Raw genomic sequence first — 17,868 nt, 5'->3', positions numbered from 1 at the left:
CGATCGCCTGGTACAGGAAGGGCCGGGCGCTCTGGTCGATCAGCCGCTTGCGCATGATCATGCAGGCGGGTTTGCCGAGGTCGGTCGTGATCCAGCGGCGGCCGAGCTTTTCGGCGACGGCGGCGGTGGTGCCGGAGCCGCCGTTGAAGTCGGCGACGATGCCATCGCTCGGAACTGATGCAGAGATGATTCGCTCAAGTAGCCGTTCCGGCTTCTGGGTGTCGTACTCCAGACGCTCCATGGCCTGACTGTTCACGGGATGGATATCTGTCCAGACGGTACTTGCCGGAACGCCTTTGCTTTCGTCTAGAAAACGTCGCAGCCGAGGCCGACCGCCCTCTTTTTTTGGAAGCTCGATCCCAGTGCTTTCAAGGTGGTGCCTCAACAGGGCATCAAAGTGGCTAAAAAAGCATCAAAAGCAGTCGGTGTGGACCTCTTGGCAAGTCGGCGCTCGTCAAGATGAGCACAGATCGCAGCAAGAACGCTGCCGTTCAAACCTCACCTTGAAAGCACTGGAAGCTCGATCCGCCCTTCAGCGTGCAGTCGTTCCATTGTTGAAAGCTCGTACCGCCAGCCCATGGCAGGTGATTTATGCCCTCGCCATTCGTACATCATGTTTGGGCGCGGATTGGGGCTGGTCATGTTGTCCAGCAAGTATTCTCGTCCAGCCTCATTTTTAAAGCTGAATCTCTTCAGGTATTCATCATCGTATGGCTCGTATTGTGGCGACCAATGGTATTCCTCCCCTTTTGACCACCACATAATAGTATCATGCACGCTTCCCCATCGCTGGCTATCGCCGTGCGCGGAAGTTCTTTTCCATATTATTTCGCTGATAAAATTACCACGACCAAATACTTCATCTGCAACCATTTTCACATAGTGAGCGACGTGCCAATCCAAATGCACATATATTGATCCAGTGCTGGTCAATAATTCGCGCATCAGGATCAGCCGCGGCGTGATCATCGCCAGATACGACGCCGTGCCGTCCGCCCAGGTGTCGGAGTAGGCGAACTGCTCGATCACGGTCGGCTTCTGCTCCAGCTCGACGCCGGGCAGCGTGACCTTGGTCCTGTAGTCGGCCTTCGAGTCGAACGGCGGGTCGATGTAGATCAGGTCCACCCGGCCGCGCAGTGACGGCGTGCGCTCGTCGCCGGCCAGCAGCGCGGCCATCGCCAGCAGGTTGTCGCCGTAGATCAGGCGGTTGACCCAGGCGTCCTGTTCGGACTGCGCCAGCCGGTCTTGCCGGGCGGCGCCTTGAATCCAGTCGGTGGCGCTGCTGTCCTTCGACGGCAAGACCCACTCGCGGGTCTGGAGGCTGACGCGGTGGCGGCTTTCGAGGCTCTCCAGGATCTTCTCGGCTTGGCGGCGCCCGTTGGCGACGATCTCGGGCAGTTGTTCGAGCAGGGACTTCGGCATGAGGCGGGATCAAATGTTGGTTGATAAAAAAATCAAACAAAATTTGATTTTCGCCTCAAATGAAAAGTCACATCAAGTTGATTCAAAAATTAACTTGCCCTTGATGGATGAGAAGCTTGAGTTCAGCAACCGCCTGCGCACAGCGATGGAGGCCGCCGGCTACGAGCCGCGCGCCTCGGTGATCGAGAACGAGTTCAACCAGCGTTGGTGGGGGCGCTCGATCAGCATGCAAGCCGCCTGGAGCTGGCTCAACGGCAAGGCGATCCCCTCACAGGACAAGCTCCAGACCCTTGCCGAATGGCTCAAGGTCGAGCCGCAGATCCTGCGCTTCGGCGAGGGCGTCGTGAAGTCGGTCCGCGAGTACCGCCAGCGCTGGGACGAGAAGCTGACCTACCTCGAACGCGAGACAGTGGACGCCTATCTGCAACTGCCCGCGCCGCAGCGCAAGGTGGTGCGCGAGGTGATCCTGACGTTCGCGAAGGTCTACAAGGACAACGAGGACACGCCGTCCTCCTCCTGAGGGCCGTGATGGCGCAGCAGTCTTCGGAGGCACACAATCGGTCGATGACTGATGCCTCCGCCCCGACGGTCATTGCGCCCCATCCGCGCGCTGTGCGCCTCCGACACGAACGCCACCGCGAACGCCACCGCACCGACCGCATCGGCTGGCTGCGCGCCGCGGTGCTGGGCGCCAACGACGGCGTCATCTCGACCGCCAGCCTCGTGGTGGGCGTCGCCGCCGCCGGCACCGGATCGGCCGATCTGCTGGTCACCGGCATCGCCGGGCTGGTGGCGGGTGCGATGTCGATGGCGGCGGGGGAGTACGTCTCGGTGCACTCGCAGGCCGACACCGAGCAGGCCGACCTGTCCCGCGAACGGCTGGAGCTGGAGGCCGATCCGGTCGCCGAACAGCGCGAGCTGGCGGGGCTCTACGTCGCCCGCGGCCTGACACCCGAACTGGCGGCGGAGGTCTCCGCGCAACTCATGGCCCACGACGCGCTCGGCGCCCACGCCCGCGACGAGCTGGGCCTGTCCACAGCGCTGGCGGCGCAGCCGGTGCAGGCGGCACTGGCCTCCGCGGCCAGCTTCGCGGTCGGCGCGGCGCTGCCGCTGGCCGTCACGGCGCTGGCGGCGGGGCCCGGCGTGATCGCCTGGGTGTCGGGCACGGCGCTGGTCCTGCTCGCCGTGCTGGGCGGTGTGGCGGCAAGGGTCGGGGGCGCCAGCGTGTGGACGGGGGCCTGGCGTGTGACCTTCTGGGGGGCCATCGCGATGGCGGTCACGGCCGCGGCCGGGTCCGTGTTCGACCATCTCCTGGCCCTGTTGCGCTGACCACACCCCGTCCCGGCGGGCGCGCCACGCGATAATCCGCGGATTGAGCGTGTCCCCGCACGCCGCCACGAGTTCCGCGCCGCCATGAGCCTCCCAGACCGCTACGACCCCACCGCCGTCGAATCCGCCGCCCAGACCGCCTGGCGCGCCGCCGACGCCTACCGCGTCACCGAAGACCAGACCAAGCCCAAGTTCTACGCCTGCTCGATGCTGCCGTACCCGAGCGGCAAGCTGCACATGGGCCATGTGCGCAACTACACCATCAACGACATGCTCACGCGCCAGCTGCGCATGAAGGGCTACAACGTCCTGATGCCGATGGGCTGGGACGCCTTCGGCCTGCCGGCCGAGAACGCCGCGCTGAAGAACGCCGTGCCGCCGGAGAAGTGGACGCGCGAGAACATCGCCTACATGAAGACCCAGATGCAGGCGATGGGCCTGGCGATCGACTGGTCGCGCGAGGTCGCCACCTGCGACCCGGAGTACTACAAGTGGAACCAGTGGCTGTTCCTGAAGATGCTGGAAGCCGGCATCGCCGAGCGCCGCACGCAGGTCGTCAACTGGGACCCGGTCGACATGACCGTGCTGGCCAACGAGCAGGTGATCGACGGCAAGGGCTGGCGCTCGGGCGCGCCGGTCGAGAAGCGCGAGATCCCCGGCTACTACCTGAACATCGTCCAGTACGCCGACGAGCTGCTGGGCGCGGTCGCCAATCCGGACGACCCGAACTACCTCAGCGGCTGGCCCGAGCGCGTGCGGCTGATGCAGGAGAACTGGATCGGCAAGAGCGAAGGCGTGCGTTTCGCCTTCCCGCACGAGATCGCGGGCGCGGACGGTGCGCTGATCCAGGGCGGCCGGCTGTACGTCTTCACGACGCGTGCCGACACGGTCATGGGCGTGACCTTCTGCGCCGTGGCGCCGGAGCACCCGCTGGCTGCGCACGCCGCCGCGACGAACCCCGCATTGGCCGCGTTCATCGCCGAATGTGCCCACGGCGGCACGACCGAGGCCGAACTCGCCACGCAGGAAAAGAAGGGCCAGCCCACGGGCCTGTTCGTCACGCACCCGCTGACGGGCGCGCAGGTCGAGGTCTGGGTCGGCAACTACGTGCTGATGAGCTATGGCGATGGCGCCGTGATGGGCGTGCCGGCGCATGACGAGCGCGACTTCGCGTTCGCCAAGAAGTACGGCATCGAGATCAAGCAGGTCGTTCGACTCGCGCAGGCTGGCGATGAAACCTTCTCGCTCGAAGCCTGGGCCGACTGGTACGGCGACAAGCAGCGGGCCGTGTGCGTCAACTCCGGCGAACTGGACGGACTGCCGTACAAGGACGCCGTGTCCAAGGTCGCCGAACTCGTCGGCGCCAAGGGCCTCGGCGAGAAGAAGACCACCTGGCGCCTGCGCGACTGGGGCATCAGCCGCCAGCGCTACTGGGGCACGCCGATCCCGATCATCCACTGCGACGACTGCGGCGCGGTGCCGGTGCCGGCCGCCGACCTGCCGGTCGTGCTGCCGATCGACTGCGTGCCGGACGGCTCGGGCAACCCGCTGAAGAAGCGCACCGACTTCCTGAACGTCGCCTGCCCCTGCTGCGGAAAACCGGCGCAGCGCGAGACGGACACGATGGACACCTTCGTGGACTCGTCGTGGTACTTCATGCGCTACTGCGACGCGCAGAACAGCGACGCGATGGTCGCCGGCGGCACCGACTACTGGATGCCGATGGACCAGTACATCGGCGGCATCGAGCACGCGATCCTGCACCTGCTGTACGCGCGCTTCTGGACCAAGGTCATGCGCGACCTGAAGCTGGTGAAGGTCCACGAGCCGTTCACCAAGCTGCTGACGCAGGGCATGGTGCTGAACCACATCTACTCGCGCCGCACTGACAAGGGCGGCATCGAGTACTTCTGGCCGCACGAGGTCGAGAACGTGTTCGACGCGGGCGGCAAGACCGTCATCGGCGCGAAGCTGAAGTCCGATGGCTCGGCGGTGGACTACGGCGGCGTGGGCACGATGTCCAAGTCGAAGAACAACGGCGTCGATCCGCAGGACCTCATCAACCAGTACGGCGCCGACACCGCGCGCCTGTTCGTGATGTTCGCGTCCCCACCGGAGCAGACGCTGGAATGGAACGACTCGGGCGTCGAGGGCGCGCACCGCTTCCTGAAGCGCGTGTGGGGCTTCGCGGTCAAGAACGAGGCGCTGCTGGCTGCGGCCGGTGACGTGTCGGGCGAGCTGTCGGCTGCGGCCAAGGCGCTGCGCCGCGAGGTGCATCTGGTGCTGCGCCAGGTCAGCCACGACTACGAGCGCATGCAGTACAACACGGTCGTGTCCGGTGGCATGAAGCTGCTCAACGCGCTGGAAGCCTACAAGCACGACGGCAGCGCCGCGTCGGCGGCGGTGCTGCGCGAGGGCTACTCGGTGCTGCTGCGCAGCCTCTACCCGGCCTGTCCGCATGCGACGTGGAAGCTCTGGGCCGACCTGGGCTACGCCACCACGCTGGGCGATTTGCTCGACGCACCGTGGCCGCTGGTGGACGACGCCGCACTGGTGCAGGACGAGATCGAACTCGTGCTGCAGGTCAACGGCAAGACCCGCGGCTCCATCCAGGTGCCGGCCGGCGCCGACAAGGCCGCGATCGAAGCCGTGGCCGCCGCCAGCGCCGAGGTGGCCAAGTTCGCCGAAGGCAAGCCGCCGAAGAAGATCATCGTCGTGCCCGGCCGCCTCGTGAACGTGGTGGTCTGAGGCGATGCGGCGGCGTCTGTTCGCGCTGGCGGTGGCCGTGGCCCTGGCGGGCTGCGGCTTCCAGCTGCGCCGCCCGCCGGAGCTGCAACTCAAGCGCATCTACCTCACCGGCTTCGACGCCTACTCGCCGATGGGCGACGAGCTGCGCCGGCAACTGCGTGCCAGCCCCGGCGTCGTGCTGACGGCGACCGCCGCCGAGGCGGACGTGGTCTTCGACGCGCTGGAGGACGCCCGCGAGCAGGTGGTGGCCGCCTCGACCGCGGCCGGGCAGGTGAGCGAGCTGACGCTGCGCGCCCGGCTGCGCTTCAAGGTGCGCACGCCGGCCGGCCGCGCGCTGATCGCTCCGGCCGAGCTGATGCTGACCCGCGACGTGAGCTACAGCGAGGCCACCGCGCTGGCCAAGGAGCAGGAGATCGCGATGCTGTTCCGTTCGATGCACACCGATCTGGCGGCGCAGGTGCTGCGGCGGCTGGCCGCACTCGGGCCGGGCTGATCTGCCATGCAACTGCGTGCCGACCAGCTTCCGCAGGCGCTTGCCAAGGGCCTGCGTCCCCTCTACGTGGTCCACGGCGACGAGCCGCTGCTGGCGCAGGAAGCGGCGGACGCGGTCCGCGCCGCCGCCCGCGCTGCCGGCTACAGCGAGCGCAGCGTCCACACCGTCGCCGGTGCGCATTTCGACTGGTCCGGCCTGCTGGGCGAGGCCAGCGCGCTGAGCCTGTTCGCCGACCGGCGCGTGATCGAGATCCGCATCCCCTCGGGCAAGCCGGGCAAGGACGGTTCGGAGGCGCTGCAGCGCTACGTCGAGACGCTGTCCGACGACAACCTGACCCTCGTCCTGCTGCCCAGGCTCGACCGCACGCAGCAGACCAGCGCGTGGTTCACCGCGCTGGACGGCGCGGGTGCGAGTATCCGCATCGACCCGGTCGAGCGCCGCGCCCTGCCGCAGTGGATCGCGCAGCGGCTGGCGGCGCAGGGGCTGCGCATCGAGGACGGCGAGGCAGGGCAGCACGCGCTGGCCTTCTTCGCCGACCGCATCGAGGGCAACCTGCTCGCTGCGCACCAGGAGATCAGCAAGCTGGCCCTGCTGCACGCGCCGGTCGATCCGCGTGGTGCGCCGACCGTGCTGACGCAGGCGCAGATCGAATCCGCCGTGCTGAACGTGGCGCGCTACGACGTGTTCAAGCTCGGCGAGGCGGTGCTGGCGGGGCAGGTGGCGCGGGCGCTGCGCATGCTCGACGGGCTGGAAGCCGAGGGCGAGGCCGCCGTGCTGGTGCACTGGACGCTGGCCGACGACCTGCGCGGGCTGCAGCGTGTCCACACCGCCACGCTGCAGGGCAAGCCGCTGCCGCTGGCGCTGCGCGATGCGCGGGTCTGGGGCGTGAAGGAAAAGCTGTTCGAGCGCATCGTGCCGCAGCTCGATGCGGCGACGCTCACCGAACTGGTCGCCGCCGCGCACACGGTGGACGGCATCGTCAAGGGCCTGCCGGACCGCCTGTGGCCGGCCGAGCCGTGGGCGGCGCTGCGCCGGCTGGTGCTGCTGACGGTGCAGGCCGTGCAGCGCAAGGGGCCACGGCTGGCGCTGACGGGCTGACGGGCTGACGGGCAGATACCCGCCCGGTCATTCAGTAGCTCGCCTGCGCCGACACATACCAGCCGCGCTGGTTCCCCTTGTTGGCGATGTTGCCGAGGTTCACTGCCGCGGCGGTCAGGCTCAGGTTGCGCACTGGCCACCAGGCGATGAACACATCGTGTGCGCTCTCCTCGCGGAACACGCCCAGGTTGTCGGGTTTGCGGCGCCACTCTGCCCCGACCGCCAGGTCGTCGCGCAGCAGCACGGCGCCTGAAACCTCGGGCATCCACTGCGCCTGGTCGCGCACGTCGCCGCCGAAGCCGAGCAGGCCGAACTGGTTGGCGCGCGTGCGGCGCAGTGTCAGGTTGGCCAGCGTGTTGTAACCGGCCAGACCGCCGAGCCAGACCTTGGTGGCGCTGACGGTGAAATCGGTGTCGCTGGCGCTGCGGGCACCGAGTGCGGTGGGCACGGCCATGTCCTCGTTGTGCTTGACCTGGGCGCCCACGCTGACCTGCGGCCACCCGCTGTCCTGGTCGTAGACCGCGTCGCCCAGCACGCGCCACTTCAGGCCGAGCACGTCCAGCGTCACCGACTGCCCGGGCACCGTGTCGCTCAAGCCGAAACGCATCTGCGCCACCGAGGCTTCCCAGGTGTCGTGCACGCCGATGGCGGCGGCGGTGGTGGTCAGCGTGTAGCCGCCGTCGGTGCGCACGCGGGTGAGGTGGGCCGTGGCACCGACCTGGTCGCGGCTGCCGTAGCCGCCGATCAGCGCCCAGGGCACCAGGCCGCCGCCGCCGCTGCCTTCGACCGTGCCGACGCCCGTGGTCGCCGTGAGCCGATCACCCGCTTGCGCCAGGCCCGCACAGGACAGCATGGCCAGCAGGAGGCACGGGAATCGACGGGCGGTGGAGCGTGGGGTGGCATGCATGCCTTCAGCGTGGCATCCGTGCCTGTGCCGCAGAAGTTCCAACAAGCGCTGTTTCCTCCCTGTTTTGAGATCCTTGGCGGGGGCGGTCACGCGGCATCATGGGTGGGGTGTCTTCGATGGGCCTTGAAAGGACGTGCATGTTCCGGAATTCGTTTCTGCTTCGGGTGGCTGCGCTGGGCTGGCTGCTGGCAGTGGTGTCCGGACTGTCGGCTTGTGCCGTGCCTCCGTCGGCCGACAGCACGCTGTACCAGCGTCTGGGCGGACAGGCCGGCGTGGCCGTTCTGTCCGATCGCCTGATCGAGCGCACGGCCAACGATCCGCGCACGCGCCGCAGTTTCGAAGGGGTCAAGCTGGTGCCGCTCCAGCAGAGCCTGGCGGACTACCTGTGCAAGGTGGCCGACGGCGGCTGCGTGTACGAAGGCGAGACGATGGCCGATTCGCACGCGGATCTGGGCATCCAGGCGCACGAGTTCGACCTGATGGTGGCGTTCCTGCGGGACGCACTGGACGCGCAAGGCGTCGCCACGGCCGACAAGAACGAGCTGCTGCGGCGCCTGGCGGCCACCCGCCGTGACATCGTGCAGGCTGGTGTCGCCCGGAAGGCCCCGTGATGCGGCTGTGCTGCTGGCGCCGGGCGCTCCTGGCCGCCGGCGTGGCCGTGGTGCTGGGACTGCCCCGCGGGGCGCAGGCGACCGCCGTGACCGTGCAGGCCCTGGACCCGGCGGGCAGGCCGCTGGCCGGGGCTGTGGTGGCGATCGAGGTCGGCGGTGCGGCCAGGGTGGCGGCGCCCGGCACCCACTTCGAGATCAGCCAGCGCCAGCGCAGCTTCGAGCCGGGCCTGCTGGTGGTGCAGACCGGCACGTCGGTCGATTTCCCCAACCGCGACACCGTGCGCCACCACGTCTATTCGTTCTCGCCGGCCAAGACCTTCGAGTTGAAGCTCTACAACGGGCGGCCCTCGGCGCCCGTGGTGTTCGACCAGGCCGGTGTGGTCGTGCTCGGGTGCAACATCCATGACCAGATGATCGGCACGGTGGTGGTGGTCGACACGCCGCTGTTCGGGCGCACGGATGCCGCCGGCCGGATCGTCCTGGACGTGCCTGCGGGGGAACACCGCCTGCGTGTCTGGCATGCCCGGATGCGCGAGGGCACCGATCTGCTGGCCCAGGCGTTGAAAGTCGGAGCGACCGGTGCGGTGGCCGTGACGGTGCCGCTGCCCGTGGCTGCGGTGCCATGAGCACGGCCAAGGCGCGCGAATCGGCCTGGCGCCTGAGCGGGCTGGAGCGGCGCATCGTCTTGCCCTTTCTCCTGCTGCTGCTGCTGGTGCAAGGCGTCAGCCTGATGCTGGTGAACGGAGCGATCGGCCAGAGCGCCACGCGGTCGATCGACAGCGATCTGCAGACCGGCCATCGTGTGTTCACCCGGCTGCTGGAGCAGCGCGCCGAGCGCCTGTCCGAGGCGGCGATGCTGCTGGCGTCCGATTTCGGTTTTCGCTCGGCCGTGAGCAGCCGCGACGTGGCCACGCTGAGCGACGCACTGGAAAACCATGGCCGGCGCATCGGGGCATCGCTGGTGATCTACACCGATCCGGCCTGGCACCCGGTGGCCTCGACCGGGCTGAGCATCGACCGGGTGGCTGCGCTGCTGCCCGTGGCGCGCATGGCCTCCATGGCAGGACCGGCTGGTGGCGTATCGGTCCAGGGCGGGCGCCTGACGCTGATCGACGGTCGGGTCTACCAGCTCGTGGCCGTACCGGTGAAGGCACCGCGCACGGTCGGTTGGGTGCTGATGGGCTTCGTGCTGGACCGCTCGGTGCTGCAGCAGCTGGCCGCCATCACCGATCTGCGGGGCGCAGTGCTGTTCAACGGACCCCCGACGCGCACCTTGCTGTCGACCTTCACGCAGGCCAGTGACGCACTGATGGCCCCGACGCCGGAGGCTGTCCTCTGTGGCCGCGAGCTGCGCGAGGCGGACCGCCGCTGGCGTAGCTGCGAGTTCGCGCTCGACACGGGGTTGTCCGATGGCCGCACCATGCCTCCGCTGCGGCTGGTGCTGGCGCACGCGGTCGACGAGGCGCTCGCGCCCTTCGAGCGGCTGCAGCTCACGCTGCTGCTGCTCACGCTGGTCGGGGTGGTGGTGTTCGCGGTGGGCAGTGCGGTGATGGCACGGCGCCTGAGCCGGCCGATCCGCGGGCTGCGGCAGGCCGCCGAGCGCCTGAGCCGTGCCGACTACGACACGCCGGTGCGTGTGCCCGACGAGCGGCTGGTCGGTGACGAGCTGGCGCAGCTGGCGCGCGCCTTCGAGTCGACCCGCCAGGCCGTGCAGCACCGCGAGCACACGATCGGCCGGCTGGCCTACTGGGACACGCTGACGGAGTTGCCGAACCGGGCGCAGTTCGTCGATGTACTGCACCGGCGCTTGCAGCCCGACGCAGCGGGGGTCGTGGCGCCACTGGCCGTGATGATGCTCGACCTGGACCGTTTCAAGCATGTCAACGACGTGCTCGGCCACCGGCTCGGTGACCGGCTGCTGCGCGCCGTGGCACAGCGTCTGGCGGCGGGCTGTCGCGGTGCGGACATGGTGCTGGCCCGGCTGAGCGGGGACGAGTTCGGTCTGCTGTTGGCCAGCCACGGTGTCGAACATGCCTGCACGGTGGCGCGTGCGCTGCTGGCCTCGCTCGACGAGCCGATGCAGCTGGATGACCACATGATCGACCTCAGCGCGAGTCTGGGCATCGCCTTTGCGCCGGACCATGCCACCGAGCCGGAGGCGCTGCTCGGGCTGGTCGAGGTGGCGATGTACGCTGCCAAGCGCCGCCAGCTCGGCCTGCTGGTCTATGACACGTCGATGGACACCCGCAGCAGTGCGTCGCTGTCGCTGCTGAGCGAGCTGCGCCGGGCGATCGAGCGGCAGGAGCTGCGTCTGTACGTGCAGCCCAAGGTCGATCTGAAGACCGGGCGCGTGCTGGGCGGCGAGGCGCTGGTGCGCTGGCTGCATCCGCAGCGCGGGCTGGTGCCGCCGATGCAGTTCATTCCCTTCGCCGAGCAGACCGGCTTCATCCGCCAGATCACGGTCTGGATGCTCGAGACTGGCGTGCAGGCGCTGCAGCGTTGGCAGGACGCCGGGCTGGTGATGAAGCTCAGCATCAACCTCTCGACCCGCGATCTGCTCGACCCCGAGCTGACGGACCGTGTCGGCCGCCTGCTGGACCGGCACCGGGTTTCGGCGGCCCGGCTGTGCCTGGAGATCACCGAGAGCGCGATCATGGACGACCCCGCGCGGGCGCTGCAGACGCTGCAGAAGCTGCACGAACTCGGCGTGCACCTGTCGATCGACGACTTCGGCACCGGCTACTCCTCGCTGGCCTACCTGAAGCGGCTGCCGGTGGACGAGCTGAAGATCGACCGCAGCTTCGTCACCAACATGGAGCGCGATCTGGATGACGCCCGCATCGTGCAATCCACCATCGGGCTGGCGCACAACCTCGGGCTGACCGTGGTGGCCGAGGGGGTGGAGACCGACAAGGCCTGGGCGCTGCTGGCGCGGCTCGGTTGCGACGAAGGGCAGGGCTACGGCATCGGGCGGCCGATGCCGTCGGAGGAATTCCTCGGCTGGGTGCGCCACTGGCAGGCGCCGTCCAACGAGGCGCTGCATGTCGACACCGACTTCGCGCAGATGCTCTGATCCGCTCTGGTGGCGGGGCGGCGGCGGAGACTCAGTAGCCGGCTTGCCGATCGACCCGGTGCGCCAGGGGCGCGCCTCGGCGCCAGGCGGCCAGGTTCTGCGCCACGATCCGTGCCGCCGAGCCAGCGTCGGTCTGCGCTGCCACGTGGGGGAGCACGGTGACGGCCGGGTGGGTCCAGTAGCGGTGTCCGACCGGCAGTGGCTCCTGGTGGAACACGTCCAGCACGGCGTGGTGCAGGTGGCCATCGTCGAGGGCGGCCAGCAAGTCCTCGTCCACGACATGCGCGCCGCGCGCCAGGTTCACCAGCGCCGCGCCGCACGGCAACTGGCGCAGCAACGCGGCGTCGATCAGCCCGCGGGTGTCCGGCGTCAGTGGCAGCAGGTTGATCAGGATGTCGCTGCCTGCCAGCACGGGACCGAGTGGCTCACCGCGTCGCCAGCCCATGACACGGTAGTCCAGCGCCCGCAGCCGCCGGCCCACGGCGTCGCCCATCTGGCCCTGTCCCAGCACACCGATGCGCACGCCGCTGGCACGGCGTTGCGGATGGGGCTGCCAGAGGCCGTCGCGCTGCTGGCGGGCGTAGGTGTGAAAACCGCGGTGCAGCGTCAGCACGGCCCACAGCGCCGTCTCCGCCATCGCGGCGTTCATGGCCGGATCGACCATGCGCACGATCGGCAGACCGGCCGGGATCGTCGGGTCGGCCAGCAGACGGTCGACCCCTGCCCACAGCGACTGGACCAGCCGCAGCCGCGGATAGCGTTGCAGTGCACCGGCTGGGGGGTTGGCGACGATGGCGACTTCGATCGCCTCGGGGTCGTGGTTCTGGTCGTCGGCGCGCACCAGCGTTTCACCGGGCAGCGCGGTGGCCAGTGCGGGCAGCCACTCGGCCCATTCCCGTGCGTCGAAGCGGCAGGCCAGCGCAATCGTCCCCACGGGGGTGCTCACGGCATGGCCTGCAGCGCAGACACCAGCACCGCCAGTGCATGGTCACGCGTCTGTGCGCGAACGGCGGCCCGGTCGCCCTCGAAGTGCCGGCATTCGGTCCAGATCCACCCCGGCAGCGCCCAGGCGAACCAGACGGTGCCCACCGGCTTGGCCTCGCTGCCGCCACCCGGCCCGGCGACGCCGGTGACGGCCACGGCGGCCTCGACACCCGCCTCGCGCTGTGCGCCCGCGGCCATCGCGCGGGCGACGGATTCGCTGACCGCTCCGTCGTGCGCGATCAGCGCCGAATCCACGCCGAGCATTTCCGACTTGGCCTCGTTGCTGTAGGTGATGAAGCCGCGGTCGAACCAGTCGCTCGATCCGGCCAGATCGGTGCAGGCGGCGGCGATCATGCCGCCGGTGCAGCTCTCGGCGGTGACGAGGTGCCAGCCGAGCGGGCGCAGCAGGCCGGCCAGGCTGTGGACGACGTGGTTGTCGGACATCACAGGGCTCCCCGGACGAAATGCGTCAGCGCCACGCCGACGGCGATGGTGAACAGCGTGCAGCCCGCGGCGACCAGGTCGTCGAACAGGATGCCGAAGCCGCCGCGCCAGCCGCCGTCCTTGAAGTGCTGGTCGGCCCAGCGCACCGGGCCGGGCTTGGCCGCGTCGAAGTAGCGGAACAGCGCGAACGCGGTGATCTGCAGCCCCAGGCTGGCCGGCGTCAGCACCCACAGGATGAGCCAGAACGCGAGCACTTCGTCCCAGACGATGAAGCCCGGGTCGGCGATGCCGGCGTGGGTGGCCGTGACGGTGCAGGCCCACCAGCCGACGAAGAAACCACCCAGCAGCGTCCAGCCCCAGCCGGCGCTGTCGAGCCAGACATCCAGCACCGCGAACGCCACCCAGGCCCACAGCGTGCCGGCCGTGCCGGGGGCGATCGGGCTCAGGCCGCTGCCGCCGCCGAGGGCCAGAAAGTGCGCCGGATGGCCCAGCAGGAAACGCGGGCCGATACGCCGTTTCGGGGCGGGGCGGGCTTCGACATCGGTCACATCGTCAGCAAGATGGGCGGGAGCATTCATGGGAACTTTCGGCATCAGCTGCGGAAATGGTCGAACGAGGCCCATGGCGTGGCGATGCGGGTGCCATGGCGGTCGACGACCGTGGTGCCGCCCTCGGCGGTGATGCGGCCGATGCAGCGTACGCCTGTCGCGCTGCGCTGTCCTGCCTCCCGCACGGCGCCGTGGTCGGCGGGTGTGGCGGTGAACAGCAGTTCGTAGTCGTCGCCACCGGCGAGCAGGCATTCGTGCTGTCGCGCCTCGGCCTGCGCGCGCATCAGCGGACTGCGGGGCAGGGTGTCGGCATCGAGGACCACGCCCAGTGCCCGGCCGTCCGTGCCCGAGCGGCGCAGCACGTGCTGCAGATCGCCGAGCAGGCCGTCCGACACGTCGATCGCGCTCGTCGCCACGCCGCGCAGCGCCAGCCCGAGCGCGACCCGCGGCTCGGGGCATTCCAGCGCCAGCCGCAGGTGGTCGAACGTGTCGCCCGGCACGCGCAGGCCCGCCGTGCCGCGGAACACTTCCAGCGCCAGCCGCGCGTCGCCGAGCCAGCCGGGGTCGTCTTCGGCGAGCGGGTGGCTGACCCAGAGTTCGTCACCTGCCCGCGCGCCGCTGCGCAGCAGGGCCGCGCCGGCGGGTACCTCGCCGAAGATGGTGATGCACAGGTTCAGCGGTCCGGCGGTCGTGTCGCCGCCGACGAGGTCGAGGCCATGCCGGTCGGCCAGCGTGTGCAGGCCGCGCGCGAGGCCGGCGAGGAAGGTGTCGTCGGCCCGGGGCAGGGCGAGGGCCAGCGTGTACGCCAGCGGCTGCGCGCCGCAGGCGGCCAGGTCCGACAGGTTCACCGCCAGTGCCTTGTGGCCGAGCCGCTCGGGTGCGACGGTGGACAGGAAGTGCCGCCCCTCCACCAGCATGTCGCTCGACACGGCGAGCTGCATGCCGGGCGCCGGCGCGATCAGCGCGCAGTCGTCGCCGACGCCGAGCGGGCTGCGCCGCGCGGGGCGTGTGAAGTGGCGGGCGATGAGGTCGAATTCTCCGGAGGGCATGGGTGCGTCGCTGCTTTCAGTCCAGTCGGGCGCCGCGCAGCACATTGGCCAGCTCGATCGCCGATTTCACATCCATCTTGTCGAACACCCGCGCGCGGTGGACTTCCACCGTGCGCACGCTGATGTCGAGTTCGTCGGCGATCTGCTTGTTGGCACGCCCGGCGATCACCAGGCGCATCACTTCCAGCTCGCGCTCGGTCAGCTCGGCCAGGTGCCGGCGCAGGCCGTCGCGTTCGCTCAGCCTGGCCAGCGCCTGTTCGCTGCGGCCGAGCGCCTCGACCACACGGTCGACCAGCGCATTGTCCGAAAACGGTTTTTCCACGAAGTCGAAGGCGCCGCGCTTGACCGCCATCACCGCAGTGGCCACGTCGGCATGGCCGGTCAGGAACAGCACCGGCAGCACCTCCAGCCAGCCGCGCTCGATCAGCCGCTCGAACAGCGCCATGCCGTTCATGCCCGGCATCCGCATGTCCAGCAGCAGGCAGGCGGGCGAGTCCGGGCGGACCTCGTGCTGCTCGATGGCCGCCCAGAACTCGTCGGCCGACGCATAGGCGCGCGGCAGCAGCCGGCGCGAGCGCAGCAGCCACGACAGGGCATCGCGCAGCACCTCTTCGTCGTCGACGACGAAGACCGTGCCGCTCTGGGTCTGGACGCGTGCAGTCATGGGGCTGTGCTCGGGGTGGGATGCGATGAGGACGGAAGCGTAAACCGGAATGTGGTGCCGCGCCCGTCCGGGCCGGGGCTGAAGTCGAGCGCGCCGCCGTGCTGCTCGATCACGGTGCGGCACATCGCCAGACCGATGCCCATGCCTTCGGGCTTGGTGCTGAAGAAGGGCGTGAAGAGCTGGCGTGCGACCGCCTCGGGAATGCCTGGCCCGTGGTCGATCAGCTGGAACGCGACCCAGCGCGTGTCGACCTGCTGCACCTCCAGCCGCAGCGTGCGCTGGTTCAGCGGCAGGTCCGCGTGTTCCTCCATCGCCTGGATGCCGTTGCGCGACAGGTTCAGCAGCACCTGCTCGACCATGGTCCGGTCGCAGGACACGCGCGGCGGTGGCTCGGGCACATCGATCTCGATGCGGGTGTGGCTGCTGCGCGCGGCCAGGCGCACCAGCGGCAGCACGGCTTCGATCAGCTCGCCGGCCCGCACGTTCTCGCGCAGCCGCTCGCGCCGGCGCACGAACTGGTGCACGCTGCGGATCACGCGACCGGCGCGCTCGGCCTGCTCGGCGATGCGTGCGACCGCCTGGCGGATCATCCGCTGGGTGTCGAGGTCGGCGGGCGGATCGTCCGGTGTGGCGGGCATCAGGTTGAGGCTGCCGGTGGCGTAGCTGGCGATGGCGGCCAGCGGCTGGTTCAGCTCGTGGCTGAGCAGGGTGGCCATCTCGCCCATCGTCGCCAGCCGGGCCGCGGCCTGGAGCTTGTCCTGCTGCTGGCGCGAGAGTTCCTCCATGCGGCGCTGGGCGCTGATGTCCAGCACGGTGCTCATCCAGCCACCGGGCTGGCCGCGGGCGTCGATCAGCGGGGCCTCGAAGATCAGCACCGGGAAACGCTCGCCGTTGCGGCGCATGAACACGGTTTCGTGGCCCTCGCGGGGTGGGGCGTTGCCGGCGTTGCGCTCGTGCCGGCGCTCGTTGTAGAGCGCGGCCATCTCGGGCGGCCAGTAGGGCGGACTGTCGGCCTGGAGCAGCTCGTCGGCCTCGTAGCCGACCATCTGGCAGAAGGCGGGGTTGACGTAGGTGATGCGGCCGTCGGGCGTGCGCGCGCGCAGGCCGGTGACGAGCGAGTCTTCCATGGCCTTGCGAAAGGTCAGCGCCTCGGCGAGCGCCTGTTCGGCCGCCGAGCGCCGCCGCACGTCGTGCACCAGCAGCAGGATCACGACCCCGAGCGCCACCGACAGCAGCAGCACCAGCGCCGCACTCAGGTTCGGAATCAGCCGCGGCACGCCCTGCAGGCTGTCCAGCCGCACCACGGCCGTGAAGCCCGAGACGTCGATCAGCCGGTCGGCGATGAACACGCCTGCGCCCCGCCGCGAGCCGGTCCGGGCCAGCCGGGTGCCATCGGCTTCGACCAGCAGCACTTCGTGGCGGCGCACGATGTCCGTTGAGATGGCCACCTGCAGCAGGTCCGACAGTGCCAGCGTGACCACCACCGCATCGGCCGCCCCGGCCTCGTGGGTCAGCGGGATGCACAGATCGACCACCTCCAGCCCCAGGCCGTTCGGGTTGGGCAGGAAGTAGGTGCGCGAGTAGGCGGGCGCGGCGAAGCGGCGCGCGGTGGTGCAGGCGATCTCCGCATCGACCGACATGCCCTCGCGCGGGATGGTCTGGAACTGCGCCGGGTAAGCGGCGGAGGCCACGACTTCGTCGATCGAGAATCCGTGGCCGCGGCGCTCGATGCGCAGGATCTCGGGCCGCTCGTGCAGCAATTGCGCGGCCTGCGGGCGCCAGAGGTCGGGCTGGCCCTGGTCCCACAGCAGCCGCTGCAAGGTCTGCGCGTCGTCCAGCAGGCGCTGGCGCACATCGGCGGCGGCGGCCAGTGCCGCGGCGTCGGTGGTTTCCTGGCGCTGGCTCTGTTCCTGTTGCCAGGTCAGCCACAACAGCGCGGCCTGCACGGTGACCACCAGCGCCACCAGCGCGGCCCACAGTGGTGCGCCCTGCCAGCGGCGCGACACGTTGGCCAGCAGCGTGGACAGTGCGGTGGGCGAGGTGGGCGGCGGGTTGGCAGCGGTCATGGACGCAGTATCGAGCGCCTGTCCTGCGGGAGGCTACGCAGTTTCGCGAATGCCGTTGCCGGCGTTCCGACCGACCATGCAGGAAGCGCATGGCTCCATGCCGTGACAAGTCAGCCGCAACCGCGCACAGTGACGAGGGGCTTCCTACAATCGCCAGCCCCGTTCCTGCTCCCTCAGCCGAATCCGCTCCATGACCACATCCGAACAGAAACAAGCCGAACTGCGCCGTGCGGCACTCGAATACCACGAGTTTCCGACGCCGGGCAAGATCGCCATCGCCGCGACCAAGCAGCTGGTCAACCAGCGCGATCTGGCGCTGGCGTATTCACCCGGGGTGGCCGCGGCCTGCGAAGAGATCGTGGACGACCCGGCCAACGCGTTCCGCTACACCTCGCGCGGCAACCTCGTCGCCGTGGTCACCAATGGCACCGC

Annotated in this window: 17 protein-coding genes and 1 pseudogene; 9 read left to right on the top strand and 9 right to left on the bottom strand. The window is 69.4% G+C overall.

Annotated elements, in window-relative coordinates; genetic code table 11:
- Nucleotides 1–385: DNA methyltransferase (locus AB3X43_RS16715; protein WP_369430994.1), on the bottom strand; the 385-nt coding region annotated here is incomplete at its 3' end.
- A 113-nt stretch (nucleotides 386–498) separates the two neighbouring features.
- Complete coding sequence (locus AB3X43_RS16710; protein WP_369430993.1) at nucleotides 499–1,422, bottom strand: DNA methyltransferase; 924 nt, start codon at nucleotides 1,420–1,422, stop codon at nucleotides 499–501.
- 103 nt (nucleotides 1,423–1,525) lie between these two features.
- Here AB3X43_RS16710 and AB3X43_RS16705 point away from each other — a divergent pair, with 103 nt between their 5' ends.
- From AB3X43_RS16705 to holA, 5 genes are all read left to right on the top strand, one after another.
- Nucleotides 1,526–1,942, top strand: coding sequence for a transcriptional regulator (locus AB3X43_RS16705; protein ID WP_369430992.1), 417 nt, complete (start codon nucleotides 1,526–1,528; stop codon nucleotides 1,940–1,942).
- Between the two features lie 44 nt (nucleotides 1,943–1,986).
- Nucleotides 1,987–2,751: a VIT1/CCC1 transporter family protein gene (locus tag AB3X43_RS16700; RefSeq protein ID WP_369430991.1), complete on the top strand. Its 765-nt coding sequence runs from the start codon at nucleotides 1,987–1,989 to the stop codon at nucleotides 2,749–2,751.
- 84 nt (nucleotides 2,752–2,835) lie between these two features.
- Nucleotides 2,836–5,499, top strand: a complete 2,664-nt coding sequence (gene leuS / locus AB3X43_RS16695) for a leucine--tRNA ligase (protein ID WP_369430990.1) — start codon at nucleotides 2,836–2,838, stop codon at nucleotides 5,497–5,499.
- 4 nt (nucleotides 5,500–5,503) lie between these two features.
- Nucleotides 5,504–5,992, top strand: coding sequence for an LPS-assembly lipoprotein LptE (locus AB3X43_RS16690; RefSeq protein WP_369430989.1), 489 nt, complete (start codon nucleotides 5,504–5,506; stop codon nucleotides 5,990–5,992).
- Nucleotides 5,993–5,998: 6 nt separating this feature from the next.
- Nucleotides 5,999–7,090, top strand: a complete 1,092-nt coding sequence (gene holA, locus AB3X43_RS16685) for a DNA polymerase III subunit delta (RefSeq protein ID WP_369430988.1) — start codon at nucleotides 5,999–6,001, stop codon at nucleotides 7,088–7,090.
- Between the two features lie 31 nt (nucleotides 7,091–7,121).
- On the opposite strand, the gene AB3X43_RS16680 is transcribed toward holA, so the two are convergent.
- Nucleotides 7,122–7,997 carry a DUF3034 family protein gene (locus AB3X43_RS16680; RefSeq protein ID WP_369430987.1) on the bottom strand — a complete coding sequence of 292 codons (876 nt, stop codon included), beginning with the start codon at nucleotides 7,995–7,997 and terminating at the stop codon, nucleotides 7,122–7,124.
- A gap of 137 nt (nucleotides 7,998–8,134) precedes the next feature.
- Between AB3X43_RS16680 and AB3X43_RS16675 the strand changes: the two genes are divergently transcribed.
- The 3 genes from AB3X43_RS16675 to AB3X43_RS16665 are packed head-to-tail and all read left to right on the top strand — an operon-like array spanning nucleotide 8,135 to nucleotide 11,681.
- Nucleotides 8,135–8,608, top strand: a complete 474-nt coding sequence (locus AB3X43_RS16675) for a group I truncated hemoglobin (protein WP_369430986.1) — start codon at nucleotides 8,135–8,137, stop codon at nucleotides 8,606–8,608.
- Nucleotides 8,608–9,234: a methylamine utilization protein gene (locus AB3X43_RS16670; RefSeq protein ID WP_369430985.1), complete on the top strand. Its 627-nt coding sequence runs from the start codon at nucleotides 8,608–8,610 to the stop codon at nucleotides 9,232–9,234. Before AB3X43_RS16675 ends, AB3X43_RS16670 begins: the two co-directional genes overlap by 1 nt.
- Complete coding sequence (locus tag AB3X43_RS16665; RefSeq protein WP_369430984.1) at nucleotides 9,231–11,681, top strand: putative bifunctional diguanylate cyclase/phosphodiesterase; 2,451 nt, start codon at nucleotides 9,231–9,233, stop codon at nucleotides 11,679–11,681. The genes AB3X43_RS16670 and AB3X43_RS16665 overlap by 4 nt, the downstream gene beginning before the upstream one ends.
- Nucleotides 11,682–11,712: 31 nt before the next feature.
- On the opposite strand, the gene AB3X43_RS16660 is transcribed toward AB3X43_RS16665, so the two are convergent.
- From AB3X43_RS16660 to AB3X43_RS16635, 6 genes are read right to left on the bottom strand one after another with little or no spacing between them, the layout of a single operon-like run.
- A complete protein-coding gene (locus tag AB3X43_RS16660) occupies nucleotides 11,713–12,627 on the bottom strand; it encodes a 2-hydroxyacid dehydrogenase (RefSeq protein ID WP_369430983.1) in 915 nt (304 codons plus the stop codon).
- A complete protein-coding gene (locus tag AB3X43_RS16655; RefSeq protein ID WP_369430982.1) occupies nucleotides 12,624–13,109 on the bottom strand; it encodes a CinA family protein in 486 nt (161 codons plus the stop codon). The genes AB3X43_RS16660 and AB3X43_RS16655 overlap by 4 nt, the downstream gene beginning before the upstream one ends.
- Nucleotides 13,109–13,687, bottom strand: coding sequence for a phosphatidylglycerophosphatase A family protein (locus tag AB3X43_RS16650; protein ID WP_369430980.1), 579 nt, complete (start codon nucleotides 13,685–13,687; stop codon nucleotides 13,109–13,111). Before AB3X43_RS16650 ends, AB3X43_RS16655 begins: the two co-directional genes overlap by 1 nt.
- A gap of 14 nt (nucleotides 13,688–13,701) precedes the next feature.
- Nucleotides 13,702–14,706: a thiamine-phosphate kinase gene (thiL, locus tag AB3X43_RS16645; RefSeq protein ID WP_369430979.1), complete on the bottom strand. Its 1,005-nt coding sequence runs from the start codon at nucleotides 14,704–14,706 to the stop codon at nucleotides 13,702–13,704.
- A gap of 16 nt (nucleotides 14,707–14,722) precedes the next feature.
- Nucleotides 14,723–15,370: a response regulator transcription factor gene (locus AB3X43_RS16640; RefSeq protein ID WP_369430978.1), complete on the bottom strand. Its 648-nt coding sequence runs from the start codon at nucleotides 15,368–15,370 to the stop codon at nucleotides 14,723–14,725.
- Nucleotides 15,367–17,436, bottom strand: a complete 2,070-nt coding sequence (locus AB3X43_RS16635) for a sensor histidine kinase (RefSeq protein WP_369430977.1) — start codon at nucleotides 17,434–17,436, stop codon at nucleotides 15,367–15,369. The genes AB3X43_RS16640 and AB3X43_RS16635 overlap by 4 nt, the downstream gene beginning before the upstream one ends.
- 190 nt (nucleotides 17,437–17,626) lie before the next feature.
- Here AB3X43_RS16635 and AB3X43_RS16630 point away from each other — a divergent pair.
- Nucleotides 17,627–17,868, top strand: a pseudogene (locus AB3X43_RS16630) (NADP-dependent malic enzyme); the annotation flags it as partial.

This window comes from Sphaerotilus sp. (genome assembly GCF_041083715.1).
Taxonomy (GTDB): Bacteria; Pseudomonadota; Gammaproteobacteria; order Burkholderiales; family Burkholderiaceae_C; genus Sphaerotilus.
This window is presented reverse-complemented; position numbering and strand designations above follow the sequence as displayed.

Bases quoted from the DNA above. Each gene is read 5' to 3' on its own strand.
- AB3X43_RS16710 (WP_369430993.1), bottom strand. From the start codon at position 1,422: ATGCCGAAGTCCCTGCTCGAACAACTGCCCGAGATCGTCGCCAACGGG.
- AB3X43_RS16705 (WP_369430992.1), top strand. From the start codon at position 1,526: ATGGATGAGAAGCTTGAGTTCAGCAACCGCCTGCGCACAGCGATGGAG.
- AB3X43_RS16700 (WP_369430991.1), top strand. From the start codon at position 1,987: ATGACTGATGCCTCCGCCCCGACGGTCATTGCGCCCCATCCGCGCGCT.
- leuS (WP_369430990.1), top strand. From the start codon at position 2,836: ATGAGCCTCCCAGACCGCTACGACCCCACCGCCGTCGAATCCGCCGCC.
- AB3X43_RS16690 (WP_369430989.1), top strand. From the start codon at position 5,504: ATGCGGCGGCGTCTGTTCGCGCTGGCGGTGGCCGTGGCCCTGGCGGGC.
- holA (WP_369430988.1), top strand. From the start codon at position 5,999: ATGCAACTGCGTGCCGACCAGCTTCCGCAGGCGCTTGCCAAGGGCCTG.
- AB3X43_RS16680 (WP_369430987.1), bottom strand. From the start codon at position 7,997: ATGCATGCCACCCCACGCTCCACCGCCCGTCGATTCCCGTGCCTCCTG.
- AB3X43_RS16675 (WP_369430986.1), top strand. From the start codon at position 8,135: ATGTTCCGGAATTCGTTTCTGCTTCGGGTGGCTGCGCTGGGCTGGCTG.
- AB3X43_RS16670 (WP_369430985.1), top strand. From the start codon at position 8,608: ATGCGGCTGTGCTGCTGGCGCCGGGCGCTCCTGGCCGCCGGCGTGGCC.
- AB3X43_RS16665 (WP_369430984.1), top strand. From the start codon at position 9,231: ATGAGCACGGCCAAGGCGCGCGAATCGGCCTGGCGCCTGAGCGGGCTG.
- AB3X43_RS16655 (WP_369430982.1), bottom strand. From the start codon at position 13,109: ATGTCCGACAACCACGTCGTCCACAGCCTGGCCGGCCTGCTGCGCCCG.
- AB3X43_RS16650 (WP_369430980.1), bottom strand. From the start codon at position 13,687: ATGAATGCTCCCGCCCATCTTGCTGACGATGTGACCGATGTCGAAGCC.
- thiL (WP_369430979.1), bottom strand. From the start codon at position 14,706: ATGCCCTCCGGAGAATTCGACCTCATCGCCCGCCACTTCACACGCCCC.
- AB3X43_RS16640 (WP_369430978.1), bottom strand. From the start codon at position 15,370: ATGACTGCACGCGTCCAGACCCAGAGCGGCACGGTCTTCGTCGTCGAC.
- AB3X43_RS16635 (WP_369430977.1), bottom strand. From the start codon at position 17,436: ATGACCGCTGCCAACCCGCCGCCCACCTCGCCCACCGCACTGTCCACG.